Origin of the sequence: Cryobacterium sp. PH31-L1 (assembly GCF_030063145.1) — a bacterium.
Taxonomy (GTDB): domain Bacteria; phylum Actinomycetota; class Actinomycetes; order Actinomycetales; family Microbacteriaceae; genus Cryobacterium.
Window position 1 is genome coordinate 1 of record NZ_JASISM010000016.1, and the last position, 14,627, is coordinate 14,627.

At 60.9% G+C, this 14,627-nt stretch carries 14 protein-coding genes; 5 read left to right on the forward strand and 9 right to left on the reverse strand.

Features of this window, described 5'->3' with window-relative positions:
• The first annotated feature begins 684 nt into the window (after nucleotides 1–684).
• The gene (locus QMF22_RS16975) at nucleotides 685–996 is read left to right on the forward strand and encodes a hypothetical protein (protein WP_283455829.1); all 312 of its coding nucleotides are present in this window, start codon (nucleotides 685–687) and stop codon (nucleotides 994–996) included.
• A 247-nt stretch (nucleotides 997–1,243) separates the two neighbouring features.
• Here the strand turns inward: QMF22_RS16975 and QMF22_RS16980 are convergent, their stop codons facing one another.
• The 3 genes from QMF22_RS16980 to QMF22_RS16990 all read right to left on the reverse strand — a co-directional run bounded on the left by QMF22_RS16980 (nucleotide 1,244) and on the right by QMF22_RS16990 (nucleotide 4,302).
• Nucleotides 1,244–1,690 carry a GNAT family N-acetyltransferase gene (locus tag QMF22_RS16980; protein WP_283455831.1) on the reverse strand — a complete coding sequence of 149 codons (447 nt, stop codon included), beginning with the start codon at nucleotides 1,688–1,690 and terminating at the stop codon, nucleotides 1,244–1,246.
• A gap of 177 nt (nucleotides 1,691–1,867) precedes the next feature.
• The gene (locus QMF22_RS16985) at nucleotides 1,868–2,725 is read right to left on the reverse strand and encodes a VanW family protein (protein WP_283455833.1); all 858 of its coding nucleotides are present in this window, start codon (nucleotides 2,723–2,725) and stop codon (nucleotides 1,868–1,870) included.
• Between the two features lie 293 nt (nucleotides 2,726–3,018).
• Nucleotides 3,019–4,302, reverse strand: coding sequence for an LCP family protein (locus tag QMF22_RS16990; protein WP_283455835.1), 1,284 nt, complete (start codon nucleotides 4,300–4,302; stop codon nucleotides 3,019–3,021).
• 884 nt (nucleotides 4,303–5,186) lie between these two features.
• Here QMF22_RS16990 and QMF22_RS16995 point away from each other — a divergent pair.
• Complete coding sequence (locus QMF22_RS16995) at nucleotides 5,187–6,398, forward strand: LCP family protein (protein WP_283455837.1); 1,212 nt, start codon at nucleotides 5,187–5,189, stop codon at nucleotides 6,396–6,398.
• Nucleotides 6,399–6,600: 202 nt separating this feature from the next.
• Complete coding sequence (locus QMF22_RS17000; protein WP_283455839.1) at nucleotides 6,601–7,083, forward strand: hypothetical protein; 483 nt, start codon at nucleotides 6,601–6,603, stop codon at nucleotides 7,081–7,083.
• A gap of 86 nt (nucleotides 7,084–7,169) precedes the next feature.
• Here the strand turns inward: QMF22_RS17000 and QMF22_RS17005 are convergent, their stop codons facing one another.
• Entirely contained in the window at nucleotides 7,170–7,331 is a 162-nt protein-coding gene (locus tag QMF22_RS17005; protein WP_166671236.1) for a hypothetical protein, read from the reverse strand.
• Between the two features lie 145 nt (nucleotides 7,332–7,476).
• Between QMF22_RS17005 and QMF22_RS17560 the strand changes: the two genes are divergently transcribed.
• Both QMF22_RS17560 and QMF22_RS17010 read left to right on the forward strand, forming a co-directional pair.
• Nucleotides 7,477–7,890: an aminoglycoside phosphotransferase family protein gene (locus QMF22_RS17560; protein ID WP_502846977.1), complete on the forward strand. Its 414-nt coding sequence runs from the start codon at nucleotides 7,477–7,479 to the stop codon at nucleotides 7,888–7,890.
• Nucleotides 7,848–8,138, forward strand: a complete 291-nt coding sequence (locus tag QMF22_RS17010; protein ID WP_283455841.1) for a hypothetical protein — start codon at nucleotides 7,848–7,850, stop codon at nucleotides 8,136–8,138. The genes QMF22_RS17560 and QMF22_RS17010 overlap by 43 nt, the downstream gene beginning before the upstream one ends.
• Before the next feature lie 1,135 nt (nucleotides 8,139–9,273).
• Here QMF22_RS17010 and murJ read toward each other — a convergent pair.
• The 5 genes from murJ to QMF22_RS17035 form a co-directional block, all read right to left on the reverse strand.
• Nucleotides 9,274–10,824 carry a murein biosynthesis integral membrane protein MurJ gene (gene murJ / locus QMF22_RS17015; protein ID WP_283455842.1) on the reverse strand — a complete coding sequence of 517 codons (1,551 nt, stop codon included), beginning with the start codon at nucleotides 10,822–10,824 and terminating at the stop codon, nucleotides 9,274–9,276.
• Nucleotides 10,718–11,842: a polyprenol monophosphomannose synthase gene (locus QMF22_RS17415; RefSeq protein ID WP_349357112.1), complete on the reverse strand. Its 1,125-nt coding sequence runs from the start codon at nucleotides 11,840–11,842 to the stop codon at nucleotides 10,718–10,720. Before QMF22_RS17415 ends, murJ begins: the two co-directional genes overlap by 107 nt.
• A complete protein-coding gene (locus tag QMF22_RS17025) occupies nucleotides 11,832–13,334 on the reverse strand; it encodes a glycosyltransferase family 39 protein (protein ID WP_283455843.1) in 1,503 nt (500 codons plus the stop codon). The genes QMF22_RS17415 and QMF22_RS17025 overlap by 11 nt, the downstream gene beginning before the upstream one ends.
• 235 nt (nucleotides 13,335–13,569) lie before the next feature.
• Nucleotides 13,570–13,851 carry a transcriptional regulator gene (locus tag QMF22_RS17030; protein WP_283455844.1) on the reverse strand — a complete coding sequence of 94 codons (282 nt, stop codon included), beginning with the start codon at nucleotides 13,849–13,851 and terminating at the stop codon, nucleotides 13,570–13,572.
• 14 nt (nucleotides 13,852–13,865) lie between these two features.
• On the reverse strand, nucleotides 13,866–14,309 hold the full coding sequence (locus QMF22_RS17035; RefSeq protein WP_283455845.1) for a hypothetical protein: 444 nt from the start codon (nucleotides 14,307–14,309) through the stop codon (nucleotides 13,866–13,868).
• Between the last annotated feature and the right edge of the window lie 318 nt (nucleotides 14,310–14,627).

Consider the following 14,627-nt stretch of genomic DNA (forward strand, 5'->3'; position numbering starts at 1 on the left):
TCCGCAACCGCGGCCCCTGGTTCGGGATCGACGACCTCGAGATCGCCGTCGCCGAATACTTCGATTGGTTCAACCAACGGCGCCTCCACGGCGAACTCGGCCACATCCCACCCATCGAAGCCGAAACGAACTTCTACACCCACCAGCCCGCCATCACCCAGATGAAACGGGCCTAACCGAGCCTCCACAAAACCCGGGGCTTGACAATACGATTCCCCATTCCTGAACTTTAGCGCGAGACCCGCACCACGCTGTCGGGCACTTCTCTCCCAGTCGACCGCCATGGCGTGGGGCGCCCGTAGGGGGCGTCGAGCGCGACAGATCTGAGGCAAAACCACCTGGCGGCCGAGTGCGCCGACGTTTTATCACAGGCGAACCCTCTACGGGACATGGTTCGCCTCTAGCCAGTCGAAGCTGGCTAACCCGCGGCGACATTGCCGCCACCGCAGCGCCGCCAACATTGATGGCGCGATAGTGTCTTAACTGAGTCGGGCGCTCAAGGCGTCCTCATCTGCTCTGGGGGTCACCATCCGCACGTCACTTGCGTTAGCCGCTATAACGATCGTCGTCGCTGCTCTCGCAGGCTGCACAGCGTCGTCACTGCCGGAGTCATCCGAGACCACCGTAGCAACGCCAGAAACCCAAACGACGGCGCCGGATACTGTCGCTAAAGCGACGCTCACCTTGGATGAACTGCACGAGGCCTACATCGCCACGGGTCTGCCCTGTGAATGGGTAGTCACAGAGAACGTCATGTCCGGTTCGTTTGAATCGGGCGTGTGCCGCAACAGTGAAAACGGTCTAAATACTTTCGCTACTCAGGCCGACCTGGACGGTCTCCTGCAACTTAACGAGGCCAGCCCCGAGACTGGCCTTTTCCTCGTCGGTGACCTGTGGGTTGTTGGAAGCGAAAACCCCGAAGATCTCCTGACGGCCCAGATGAGTATGGGCGGAGAACTTTGGCCGGCAGATTCGCCCTTCTTCGAATCGAAGTAATCCGGCGGAGCCCCATTCTTATTGGCGGTCGCATCGTGGATATGGCGGCCACGTTCATCGATCGCGGGCCTGCCTCTTTCCAGCCGGCTCGTTCGAGAGCCAATCCCTCCCAACGAGGCCGCTGGTTCAGGCTTCTCGGCGCTGTCGTGACCGTTGTAAAACATCCACAAGAGGAACTCTCTGCGGGACGGTTGCGCGAATGTGCAGTTTCAGGGCTTTGTTTTCCGTGCGCCCGGGAGGGAATTTCTCATTGAGAATCGATGGGCTGGTGTCGAAACAAAATGGAATCACGGCGTACGAATCCGGAGGCCTCATAAAGCCGGATCGCGGATTCTCTGGATGGGCGCGACGTCAGGTCCAGGCTCCGCAGTCCCAGCGTCTGCGCTCTGGCAATCATCGCGGTCAATAATTCACGAGCGATCCCTCTACCACGGGTAAGTTCGTCCACCACAACGTCATCAATGTGACCCCGGACCCCGGTCGGGATGGGAAACGTTACGAGGGTGGCCATTCCTACAACCCGACCAGCGAGCTGCGCAAGGAAGAGATCGACTGACTCGTTCTCCAGCATCCGATTAAGAATTTCCCTGTCGAACATAGCTGTCTGTGACAGCTGCGGAAGCAATCGGCGAATCTCGTCCGCGACAGCGTCGTCGGCGTGGGTGGCGATCGAAATGGTCAACTCATCTTCCATAGGGAGAGGCTACCTGTGCCGAGTCAGACTGCCGCAACCGATGCCATAGCGGAACCCTCTACGGGACGATGAGAAGTCGGATGTCGGCGCGAACCTGCACGGACAGGAGGGCTGTGGCCAGGAGGCAGCGCCGGCCGCGCCCCGCTCACGAGGGTTACGCCGAATGTCAGAGCACAGTCATGCCTGGTGCTGCCGGAGCGCTAAAAGTTCCGCCCGCTGTTGCTGTGGTCGAATTGCGGTCGTTATCAGGGTCCGGTCGTAGGCCACTCGCGCATCGCTCTCGATCAGTAGCACGCGCTCGAGCTCATTGCCGGTGACCTTCGACCGCGTGCTGCGATAAATGCAGTTGTGCCGGTAGACCTCGCCGTCGTGCTCATAGAAGTAGGCGTCAGTCTCGTGGATGTGGAACTTCACGTCGAGTGCCGTCGTGGTGCGCAGCTCGCCCACCAGATACTCCGGTGTGGTTGTCACAACGAACTGAAATTCCTGGTCGGTGTCGTTTCGCACTCGATAGTCGAGATAGTTGAACATCACCGACGTCCCCGTGCCGAACGGGATCTGCCGGTTGAAGTCGGGAAACAGGTCCAGGCTGTCATGGTGGTGGTGCTCCGTGATGGTGAGTGGGCTGTGCAGCACCATCCAATGAAGCAAGTTGGTGAATTGGCAGATTCCGCCGCCCAGGCCCGAGGTGGCCCGTCCCGAGCTGATGGTTAGGCCATCTCGGTATCCGCGGCCGGCGGTCGTCGCCCCGATGAGGTGCCAGAACGAGAAGGTCTCACCCGGGCGAATGAGGACGCCGTTGATGTGTGGGGCTGCCAGCGACAGGTTCACGGCCTTGTTCTCCTGCAGCTGGAGGTCGACATTTCCGAGTTTGCGGCGAATTAGGGAATTGTGGCTGTAGAGCAGGATTGGGAGTGGCTCGGCCCGCTGAATGGCGAATCGCACGCGGTGCGCCAAGTTGCGAACGTGGCGGAGCACAATCATCTTGCGCAGCGAGATTCGATAGGTGAACGGCGAGATATCGCCAAAAAGCATTCGTGCCATCGTGTTCATTCCCCCCATGCCGATCGTCGCAGCCGCGAAGGAATAGTGCAACTGGACGACCGAACGGCAGCGCACCCCTTCAGCGCAAGACCTCGTCCGTTCGTTCGTCCAGGACGGGCAGCACGGCCGTCCGCACAAGGCCTGGAGACCGGGCTACGCGAGCAGCCGAGTTGCGCCCGTCCCGCAGGGGGAACCCCCTTGCGGGAATCTGATGAAAGCCACCACTGCATCTCGAGAAGCGACACCCAGTCGCGGTGCCCTAGCTCTGGCAACACAACTCGAATTTATCTAAGGGCGGTGGCGATCAGGCTGCGGATGTAGTCGTAGTCCGGGTTCTGCGGGTCGACGCCATTATCCGGAACCAACTCGACACTACCCACCGGTAGATCTCTGGTCTTGCCGGCCAGGTTTGCGAAGTAGCCGAGCATTCCCTGCGGTACGTCGGTCTTGACGACCTGCTGGCCCGCCTGGGCCACACCTTGGAACTTTGTGAGCACGTTCGCCGGGTTGAACTGTTCGAGGATCGCCTCTTGCAGGATGCGCTGGCGGGCCATGCGGTCGTAGTCGCTCGTTCCGTGCCTGGAGCGTGCATACCAGGTGGCGTGGTAGCCGTCCATATGCTGCTGGCCCGGCTCGAACCACTCCGCCACGTCATGCAGTGCCTCATCGCCGCCGAGCGGAACACGGTCGGTGACCGTGACGTCTACGCCGCCGAGGGAATCGATCAGGTCGGAGAAGCCTTGCATGTCAATGAGCACGTAGTACTGGATGGTGAGGCCGGTGATTCCCCTGGCGGCGTCGCGCATGCCTTCAATCCCTGGTTCGCTGCCGGCGGCACGGGCGTCGGGGTACATCTCCGGGCTCTTCAAAGCGACCTCGGTATAGATCGAGTTGAGCATGCAAACATTCACGTCGCACCGATTGGCGTAACCGTAGCCGTCCGGGTAGACCGCCTTCAATGGCGAGTCCGCCGGGAACGGCACGACTTCGAGGTCGCGGGGTAGGCCAATGATGTCGGCCTTGCCCGTCTCGGCATCGATGCTGACGACCGACATGCTGTCGGGCCGCATACCCAACCGGTCGGCGCCAGCGTCGCCGCCGAGCAGCAGGATGTTGTAGCGGCCGTCGACGGGCGCCTCCGACGGTCCAGCCGCGAAAACCGAGGATAGGAAACCACTGGCCGTTGTGGCTACGGAGGCACCATACCCGGCGACGCCGACCACGGACACCAGCACGACGGTCGCGAGCCCCGCGATAAACGGGCGCGCCTTCGGTCGGGCCTTCACCAGGCGCACTAGCCGGATCGTGTCGAACGTCAAGACAACCCACACCACGGCATAGGACACCATCACGACGGCGATGATCCACAAACCGATCGAGTTAGTGGCCACGGTGAGCAGCATCTCCGGATTCATCGCATATGCGGCGCCGGTCACTACGACAAGGGCGAGGAAACTCAGCGTGGCGCGTAGGCCAAACCGGCCCAGTGCCCGACTACCGGCGAGCACCTGAGCGGAGCCGGGGATGAAGATATTGAGGACGACGAGCCACCAGGCCCGCCGAGTCATGAAGGTTCGGGATCCGGTATTCGGGTACCGGATCGGACTCCTCGCGCTGCTCAACGTTTCGCCCGCAGTGACGTGTTCCGCAGTTCTACATGACGGGCGAGGAGGGCGACCTCACCTCGTTCGACGACAAGACTCTCCCTATCCACCGCGAATTGCACGTTGTCATTCCAGATATTGACTGCTACGGGCTGCATTCCCACCGCCCCAAAGTCGTCATACGCAGCAGGGAAGAGAAGCATGTCAGAGTCCCTTTCTACGTGAGACGCAGCTATTGGAGGGAACGAAGTTCCCCAGGCCCAATCACGGGTGTCTGGAGCCGAGGCTGTGCACCCAGTCAGCACGAGATCGTTGCAAGTACAGCCAAGTTTCTGGCACGGAACAGTGCACCCCCAAATTTTCCCCATACTTGCACCGTATCGCTACAGCGAAAGCAACATCGACTTCGGGGCGACCGCACCGAACTTCTGGCGCTGCCGGGAGCAACCAAATCACTGTCCGTGGACAGAACCTTCACAATCTGCCTCGGTTTCCCCTCCGGTGACATTCAGGTTGGACCGGTTGATTCGGAACCACGCACAGCGTCCAAAGGGTATTAGGACGCGAGTCTCAGCACCTGCGACCTCAAGAAAGACCCACTGACGGATTGAGTGCCAGGGCAGCCTGAGGAGGATTCCCCTGGCCAGCATGGCGCCCAGCAACTCCAGTCTCGGTAACGAGGGCCCCGTCCGCGCGCCACAGCCGTCGCCGTCGAAAGCGGTAACCTCGGAAGGGCCCAGCGCGACGTCGAGGGGCATGATCGGTCTAACGCAAAGAGATAGTTCGGTCACAGACCGGGCGCAAGGGGACGGGGCTGTGTGGTTGACGCGAGCAGGCGAAGCAAACGGATGATCGGGATCGCACGTCATGGTCGATTAAAGCGCTCGAATCCGTATGCCACCGCCCTCAAACTGGTGGCAGCCGTTCTGACCGTTGCCGTAGTCAGCACCTCAGCCGTGGCTGCTGTCGCGGTGTGGAGCTTCAGCAAGACGGTCGACGACAATGCCATCGACATCACCGCTGGCGACACGGCAGCGCCCGTGCCACAGCTCGAAAGCTACGAAAACGGTTTCAACATTCTCATGGTGGGCGTCGACAACGATGCAACTCAAAGCGCGGCGTACGGCGACCGCGACGGCACCCTCAACGATGTGAACATTCTCGTGCACGTGTCCGCAGACCACAGCAACGCTGTCGTCGTGAGCATCCCACGCGACCTCATCGTGGCGCACCCCGAGTGCACCGACGTCACGACCGGAGCCGAGTTTTCAGCGATGGCCGCACGCCCCATCAATGAGGCAATGTCCCGGGGCGGGCTACCGTGTGTGGTCAAAACCGTGTCCGAGCTGACGGGACTCACCATCCCGTATGCCGGACTTATCTCGTTCAACGGGGTCGTGCAAATGAGCGACGCTGTCGGCGGAGTGCCCATCTGCCTGGATGCACCCATCAACGACGACTCTGCAGGCCTGTATCTGCCCGCGGGCACGAGCGTCGTCGCCGGAGACACCGCACTGGCATTTCTGCGCAGCCGCCACGGCGTCGGCGACCAAAGCGACCTGGCACGGATTTCCTCCCAACAGATCTACATGGCCTCACTCATGCGCACCGTACAGGGCAACGGAACCCTCACGAACATCCCGACCCTGATCAACCTCGCCAACACCGCGGCATCTAAAATTAAGCTGTCGACGTCCCTCGCCGATATCGACACCATGGTATCCATGGCCCTGGCCCTCCAAGACATCGACCTGGATCGGTTGCTGTTCGTGCAGTATCCCGGCACGACCGGAGACTCCCGCTTCCCCGGCAAGGTCGTTCCCACGGAAGCGGTGGCCGCCGACATGTTCACCAAACTCGCCACCGATGAACCCTTCACCCTCCCCGGAACAACGCCAACACCGGCTCCAACACCGGATGCACCGGTGCCGGTCGAAACGTCAACGCCGGCGACGACCGAAACCGGAGTCCCCACTCCACAGCCGACCGTTCAAGCGTTGGACGGACTCACCGGTCAAACAGCGCAGGATGACTCGTGCGCCCAAGCCGCCACCGGGTGACAGCGATCACACCGCGCTATAAAAAGCACGAAATAGGCGTAGGTGTTTCCGGCCCGCCACGAACAATACCTTGTCCTTCACCTATGGCGTCCCGCAAACCGAACGGCTAACGGGACGTCCGCACCTGAAGAGGACCTCCCCGTAATTCGACTGTCGGCGGTACCCGGTACGGTAACGACAACTAGCTATATTGGAGGCCACTGTGGACCACTCTCATCCGAACGACATTTTCATCAAAGCCGGTGGAGTCGAGGTCGAAAAGCCGCCTCTCGTCGTCGACGGGGACAACACTCTGAGCGGCACACACAATGGATCAGTGTGCGTGCACGACGGGACGCTCACTATCGTGCGAGGCGCCACCCACAACGGGTCGCTGACGGTGCAACCATCCGCGCACGTCGCCATCCACGGCGTGCACAACGGGTCGTTGACAATCGGTTCCTCCGCGACGAGCGAAGTCCTCGGGGCACAGAACGGGAGCGTGCACGTCGACGCCAATGGCGCTCTTCGAGTGGCGATCGGCGGCCGCCTCGCCGGATCCTTGACAGTCGCCGGTCGAATCGAGAACGCCGGCGTGCGAGGCGGCACGGTCACCAAGATTGGCGGAGAAGTCATCGACCTCCCTGGGTCGACGATTAAGGAACCACAGCGCGGCGCAGATGGAGCGAACGTCGTTCGTTGGTAGGTCAGCGCCACAACGTGTTCTCGAGTCGTCACTGACGGCGAAACACCGCTTGTAGCGGCGAGTGTGGCGTCCAGTTAGCCGAACGCTCAGCGAGATGGCGCCCCAGGCTTTTGAGCAGCAGCCTGCGCCTCGAGAAGTGCGACAGTCTTTTCGCTCGCATCACGAATTCGATGAAGGGCGCCGACGATGCTGATGCTCGCGAACACGACTACGAGGATGAGCACAACGAGCAGCCAGACGGGATCCATGTCCCTATCCTTTCAGTAACTCCTACCTGCGCCCGCAGGTGGAACGTCTCACGCGACGCGGGCGTTTCCCAAGCGTAGTGGCGGGAACTGACGGGTTTGCGTGTCAGCCCGTACAATCGTGCTCGTGGATTGGGTTGCGGGAACAGTGCCAATCTATTTAGATCGCTGGGCTATCCAGCCACACGGCGAAACGGTGACGACGCCCTCCAGCTGGTTGGTTCCGGGGCGCTGGCATGATCGAGACGTCATGCTCAAGGTCGCTCGGATCGCCGAAGGGGGCCGCGGTGGCCCCGTCCTGGCCTGGTGGGCAGGCTCGGCCGCAGCGGAGGTGTATGAGGTCAACGACCAGGCCGTTCTCATGGGTCGGGCATCCGGGCATCGTGACTTGACCACGATGAGCCAGACAGGTCTTGATGATGAGGTCACCCACATCCTCTGCGGAACCATCTCGTCTCTTCACAGCGCCTCTGCTAAAGCACGGACCATGTTTGCGGACAGGTCACGGCAATCGCCACGATGGAGGGCAACGCTGCGGCCGGTTTTGCAGCCGGAGTCCTGACCGTAGATCAGCTCGTTGCTCAGATGGACATGGTCGCCACCGGGTATGAGCATGTGTTGGTGAACGATTCTGAGGTCGGAGACCTAGTCACGGCTTCCGTGATCTTCCTGAAAACAGCCGAGGCTTCGCCCAGTGGTGCACGCTTTGACCATGAGTCGGCTGAGTGGCAGGGTGCCACGTCTGCCATCGCCGCGGCATGTCACGCGGCTGGATCCTCCATCTCGATGCTCGCTGACTTCGGCGGTTAGGCTGCCACGGAGCAAGACTCCGGACGATCAGCCGCATCCGCCTCATGCCGATTCGGATAACCACGACGTCCCCAGTCACTACCCTTGAACCGCTTCGTCATTCCGTGCAAATATTCTGCGCTCGATTTTATGTGCCCGGATTACCGCTCTAGCACAGGCGCAATTCACCGCACACGGTGACGTCACCGTATCTCACCGTGGTTTCAATGAAACCGACTAAAACTTCGTTTGATTTGAGGTCTTCGTCCAGAGGGACAAGCCCTATCGGAGGTTCATCAGTGACGACTGTGTTGGACAGTGGACTAGGCGGCGTTTGCGCCAGCGTTCTAATGATCGCGTTGTCGGCTCGGCCCAGTGTCACCGTTACTTGCTCACCGCTACAGTCGTACCGGCCTTGAACAGGCTGCGCTGCGCTGTTCCAAGCTCTTCCCAAGCGGCTTGCGTATCCACTGACGTCAGAGGCCATAACGCCACGCACGATCGTGCTGCAAATTCTTGGTCGAGGAGCAACGCGGCCGCTGAGGCCTCCAACGCCGGTGCGAAGGCAACAAGCGTGACCCGGTAAAGAGAGCACGAATAGCGTCGGGGCGCGTCCGGGTTGCTGATCGAGCCGAGTGGCTCAACGCTGCACGCATCTAAGTTACGGGTCGCGGTTGAAAACATACCGACGGTATTATCAGCGAGGCTCGTCGCACTTATCGCTGCGGCTGCGGCCGTAGGCCGGCTTTCGTTTCCTAACTGTGGCCCCGCCTTTACCGCGGCATCGGCGCACCCAGTCAATATCGCCGTCGAAAGAATTATTAAGGCCGCAGCGAGGCGGCTAATAGATATGGCCATGACATACCCGTTCCTGTGCCGGTTGCGGTGTCGGGCTGGCGCGCCCTCGTACTTGGTGACGGACCGCTTCCGCGACAGTCTCGACCGAACAAACGTTGCCGCCCAAAGAGCCTAGAGGGACTGGTACACAGGGTCTCGCCGGTTGCCTTCCTGCGGCGAGTAGGTCACGAAGAGCTTGGAGATCAAGCGGTCAACGTGTTCCGTTACGTTCCGACACAGGAACCCGATACGGGATTCCCGTTGGAAGGTTACGCATCCGAGAAGGGCTGTCGGATCGCGGAAACAGTTCTTGCTGCGGCTACCGCCGGAGATCGTTGATTGTGCGGTCGCCCAAGAGCCAACTGATCCCAACAAACACTCCGCTGACGATCGCGGCTGCGAGGAGGAAAATCAGGGCCCTTCCGATGAAGCTGGCTGGCGTGCCGATGATAGTCGTCGTGGCTAGCCCGGCTGCGGCGCTGATCATTGCCGTCACCAGTAGCCGGGTTAGGCCCCACACCGCGGCCGGCTCGGAGTCGGGTTCGTGTCCGCGTTTTCGGAAAGTTCGTCGGAGTAGGACGTGAGCTGTCGACCATCCGGCGATGTTTGCGATCGAGATGCCGGCGGCGATTCCGATAACGGTCAGGTGCGGGGGCAGCAGGATCGCCGCTGTCAGCGCACCGGCTGCAGAGAGCACGGCGATGGTGAGTTGTGTGATGAACGGGCCTCGGGCGTCTTGCATAGTGAAGGATGTGCGGTTGAGGACGTAGGCCTGGCTGAAGCCGACGAGGCCGACCGCCAGCACCTGCAAGACGTGGCCGATGAGGGGCGTGCCAAAGATCGCCTCAGTCAGAATCGGCCCGACAGCGACGAAAACTGCCGCAGCGGCGAGTGACACATATGCGACAGGTCGAAGCGCGAGATTGGACAAGAACTCGACTTCAGCGAAGTTGATGCGTGCGGCCGCGCCGCTCATGCGTGTGTAGAGGGCCGTGGTCAATGACACGGTCACAATTCCATGGGGCAGAAGCATTAGCAGGTATGCGATCGAGAGGGAGTTCAGGCTTGGCCCGTCGATGCCCGATTGGTTGAGTGACTCTCCGGCGCTGTTGGCTATGTTCGCCGTCAGCAGGTAGGCCACTTGACTGGCAAATACCCCACCCAGAGTCCAGCCGGCCAGCGAGGACATGTGGCCGAGACCGGCAAAGCCCCATCGGATGCGCAGACGGAAGCCGATGCGACGCAGCGGAATCAGCAGCAAAAGGGATTGGACGGCGATGGCCAAGGTGGCGGCACCGCTGAGGACCGCGACCATTAGTGGGTTCCACGAGCCAGCGTCACCCAGTCCGGAGGGCAAAGCGACGAGGAACACTAGGATGCCGCCGATGCCAACGACGTTCGAGATTGCAGGTGCCCAGGCGGGGGCACCGAACACGCCTCGCGCGTTCAACACCTGCGACAAGACGGCGAAGGCGATGAGAAAGAAAATTTGCGGCAGGCACCAGTACGCCATCGACGTGGCAAGCCCTAGCCACGGCGCGGACCACGTCGTGGCGTAGATCCAGACGATGCCCGGCGCACATAAGGTGAGGACGACCGTGGCGCCGGCCCCGCCGATCAGGATGATCGTCAGAAGGCGGTCAGTGTCTTCCTGGCCCGAGGGGCCAGCGTGCAGGTTCCGAACGAGCTGGGGAACAAGTACGGCGCCGAGGACGCCGCCGGCGATTAGGGCGAACAGATAGGTCGGCGCCGAGTTCGCGATTTCAAACGTTTGACCCGCGACGGCCGCACTTGTCCCGCCGATGGCGGCGACCAGCAGAATGGCCTTCGCAAAGCCCAGCGCCCTGGAAACCAGAGTCGCCGCCATCATCGAGCCGACTGCTCCACGGGCGCTCACCGTGAACGACCTGAACCAGTGCTTCGCTGTCGACACCCAGCACTAGATTCCCCCATTGGTCAACATTCCCACAACTCCGTCCCGGTGCCACACTGCCGCAATTGCCGCAATCGCCCAAACCCCGTTTTGAACTGTTTCCCGGGGGAACCTCTACCGCAACACTCTGTGTGAACGGATCGCCCGTAGTGCTCGCGACTTTCGGTCCGCGAGAGTCAGCGGTGAGTGAGTTCGCTTGGACTCGCGTTCGTCGTCGGGTGACGCCCCAGTGCGTGACTCGGCCGATCGCTTCGATCACAATGCGTGAGGACATCTTTGAGTTGCCGTGAGCGCGCTCAATGAATGTGATCGGGACTTCCACGATGAAAGCGCCCGAGCGTTCAACATTCCACGCCATCTCAATTTGAAAACTGTAGCCATGGGAGGAGATCTCACGGCGGAGGACCTCGGACAGCGTTGTGGCCCTGAACGCGCGAAACCCGGAGGTGATATCGCGCAGTTTGCTACCGAGCAGGAGCCGCGCATACAGGGTGCCTGCGCGGGAGATGAGTTTGCGGCGACAGGGCCAGTTGAGCACACGACCTCCAGGCATCCATCGTGTTCCAACTGCCAATCCAGCCCCAGCTTCGACAGCGGTGAGAAGGAGGGGAAGTTCTTCCGGCTGATGGGACCCGTCAGCGTCCATCTCGACGATGACTTCATAGTCTCGTTGCAACGCCCATTCGAATCCGGCGATGTATGCGGCACCCAAACCAGCCTTCCCGGGGCGTTCGAGGACGAAGAGTCTCGATTCTTTGGCTGCTACAGATTTTGCCAGTTCGCCGGTGCCGTCAGGGCTGTTGTCGTCGACGATGAGAACATGCAGTACTGGGTCAGCGGCAAACACCCATTCGATGATGGCTTCCACCGTCTCGGCCTCGCAGTACGTAGGTACTACAACGAGTGTTCTCAAGTGATTTTCTGTGGCCCCCATCGGGACCACGTTAGCGTTCATACAGGGCGATGACGGAACGATTCGTTTTGTGCGAGCTGGTGTCGAAGAACCCCATCGTGTGGAAGGCCGCGTTTATCTTCCGGGCAGCATCGGTACCTGTTGAGCCGGCCGTGACAACCCAGATGCGTTCGAGTCCCACCAGCTTCGACTCGATCTCATCGAGTGATCGTGTTTCATCGGAAAAAGTACCCGTCGTTGTGAAAGGTGCCTCGAATGCAATGTCTTCGGTGCTGGTGAACGCCGCCGGGTAGGCGTAGAGAGCTAGTCGCGGCCTGAGCGTGGATTTGCCCGTATCCTGCAAGTAGATTCCGTCGCCCTGGGCCGCGTTGGAGCGAATGTAGTCGGCAATCTGGGAGAGATCACTGCCGCCGTCCTTCGCGAACGGTTTTCGCTGGGAGATGTAAGTGGGTGCGCTGGCTAACACGAGAACGCCAACCAATGCCCAGACGACCATCGCCCGCGCCGATAGCGTGAAAGCAATCGCCAGAAGAACGGCGACTGCCGGAGCGGTGAAGGAAAGATACCGGGCGTTGTACAGAGGGCCCACAAGGGCATCAGCGGTCAGGAGCAGAACCAGCGGAACCGAAAACCAGGACGCAGCAAGCCGAAATGCGCCTCCATGCGGTCCTGCCCAAAATCTTCGACACCGAAAAGCGAGCACGAGCAAGGCGCACCACGCTAGTGCCGCAACAAGCCAGGAACTATCAAACGCTGGCTTCGCGAAAATAGTCCAGATAGTGACGACCGGCAGGTCGGATAGCCATGCAATCTGCTCCTTCTGCTGGACGCTCACAACAAGAATTGGGAGTGCCGCCACCACGGCGCCGGATGCGGCGAACAACCACGCCGCGAGCACGCGGCGTGCGCGATAGTCCAGAAGCAAGAAAACAAAGTGAACGGCGAGGATGAGCACGGTATATAAGAAAATATAGGTTCCGGCTGCGACAATGACCGCGTAAAGGGCCCACCAGCGCCAGTCTCTGGTGCGCGCGGCCACCAGAAGGACGATGGTGGCCCACGTTACAACAGCTGCACTCAGCGCAAACGAGCGAGCTTCGATACCCATGGAGGTCGTACGTGGGAGCACAGCAAAGATCACGCCTGCCATGACGGCAACTCTCATGCTCGTCATGGACGTGACCAAGACGACCAGCCCTGCAGCCGCAGCCCCAACGGCAAGCGCGGAGAACGACCGTGTCGCCAACTCGGACTCGCCGAACACGCCCACCCAGAACTTCAATAGGGAGTAGTACGCGGCGTGCACCGCATCCTTGTGTTCGACAAACGCAAAGAGCTCCTGCCAACTGAGCCGGACCGCCCGAAGCGTCGCGACCTCGTCACTCCAAAAAGCGGGAACCCCGGAGCCAGCGATTGAGATGACAAAAGCAACCAGGCCGACGACCGCAGCTGCTTGGTTCGTCCTGCCTGGAGTATGAATGTTTACTTCGCCCGCGAGATGGACTCTCGAAACCACAAGTGGAAGTGCGTGCACGATTGGCCCCCCGATCCATTTCTGAGCCTATTCCATATAATCCTTTGGCGAGGCCACGCACGTCCCGCAAGCCGGACGGCCAGCGCGACAGATCTGGGGCCACACCGCCCGGCGGCCGCGCACGGCGATGCCGTGTCAGAGGGGAACCCTCTACGGGATCACATCGAGTCACGTGCGCCGGCGACTTTGCTTTCGGGGTCGAGGGTCCTCGAAGGGATCACGCGGTCGGAGGGTCCTAGAGCTTGGTCATCTGGCGCAGGGCCCTGATGTGGGATTTGTATGCCGTTCGGCCGTCCCTCGTCAATGCGACCCAGGTCCAGGCCCGTCCGTCATGTGTCCGCTTGTAGACGCGCACATAGCCTGCCTCTCTGAGAGTGGCGAGATGCTTGCTCAGGGACGAGTCGCTGATGTGCAACGAATCGCGGAGCGCTGCAAACTCCGCCTCCACCACCTCGACCAGGAAAGCGCAGATCGCCAATCGACGCGTGGGATGAATAGTCTCGTTGAGCTCGGCCATCCCCGTCACGATCGTTATCGCCTCATCTTGGATGCCAGTGTTCGCTCGAAAACCCAGCCGCTTGCCACCACCAGGACACAGACGACCGGGCCGGCAACCCAGGCAACCCAGACGACATCGCGCTCGATGACGAAGGCCCAGCCCACTGCCAAAGTCGCCAGGCTGAGCATCAAAAACACGGTGGCATACGCTGTAGCCCGACCGCGACCGAATTCCGTAGTCCGGGTGCCCGTCACGCGTCGTCGCGCGAATTCCAGGAGCATCGTTGAAACAGCCATCAGAACCACGGCGACGCCTCTGCCAATCCCGTCGGCCAACAGCACAGCGACGACCGCCGCGCCGACGGCGACTCCGTTGGCCGGGTAAAACCACCACGGCGAGCGAGATCGTCGCACAGCTGCGCTACGTGACGCATCGGCGATCGCCAGCGATTCCTCAGCAAGGCATTCATTTTCCATACAGGAAAGTAGACATCCATATCGACAGCATGTCAACCGGATCGAGAGTCGCGTGCTGCACAAAGACCAAAAGGACCTAGCCCGCGCTCCGCAAGCCGAACGCCCTACGGGACGAGCTCTTTGAAGTGAGGTCGGCTTCTCGCGCATCTACCTAATTGCTGCCGATGAAGGAGAGGGGTCGGGTCGATTTCATAACGCCATCAAAGGGAACGGGCGCAAGAGGGGGGTCCCGTGACTAAAGCGCCATCAATTGGATGGGGCCATGAGTAATAAGATCACCAGGCGTCTTATCCCGGTCATTTCTGCATTGTCTGTCGC

Excerpts from the sequence above, each read along its gene's own strand:
- QMF22_RS16990 (WP_283455835.1), bottom strand. The coding sequence starts at position 4,302 with ATGACTCGGCGGGCCTGGTGGCTCGTCGTCCTCAATATCTTCATCCCC.
- QMF22_RS17415 (WP_349357112.1), bottom strand. The coding sequence starts at position 11,842 with ATGAACGCTAACGTGGTCCCGATGGGGGCCACAGAAAATCACTTGAGA.
- QMF22_RS17035 (WP_283455845.1), bottom strand. The coding sequence starts at position 14,309 with ATGGAAAATGAATGCCTTGCTGAGGAATCGCTGGCGATCGCCGATGCG.
- QMF22_RS16985 (WP_283455833.1), bottom strand. The coding sequence starts at position 2,725 with ATGCTTTTTGGCGATATCTCGCCGTTCACCTATCGAATCTCGCTGCGC.
- QMF22_RS17010 (WP_283455841.1), top strand. The coding sequence starts at position 7,848 with ATGGAGGGCAACGCTGCGGCCGGTTTTGCAGCCGGAGTCCTGACCGTA.
- QMF22_RS17030 (WP_283455844.1), bottom strand. The coding sequence starts at position 13,851 with ATGGCCGAGCTCAACGAGACTATTCATCCCACGCGTCGATTGGCGATC.
- QMF22_RS17005 (WP_166671236.1), bottom strand. The coding sequence starts at position 7,331 with ATGGATCCCGTCTGGCTGCTCGTTGTGCTCATCCTCGTAGTCGTGTTC.
- QMF22_RS16995 (WP_283455837.1), top strand. The coding sequence starts at position 5,187 with ATGATCGGGATCGCACGTCATGGTCGATTAAAGCGCTCGAATCCGTAT.
- murJ (WP_283455842.1), bottom strand. The coding sequence starts at position 10,824 with ATGATGGCGGCGACTCTGGTTTCCAGGGCGCTGGGCTTTGCGAAGGCC.
- QMF22_RS16980 (WP_283455831.1), bottom strand. The coding sequence starts at position 1,690 with ATGGAAGATGAGTTGACCATTTCGATCGCCACCCACGCCGACGACGCT.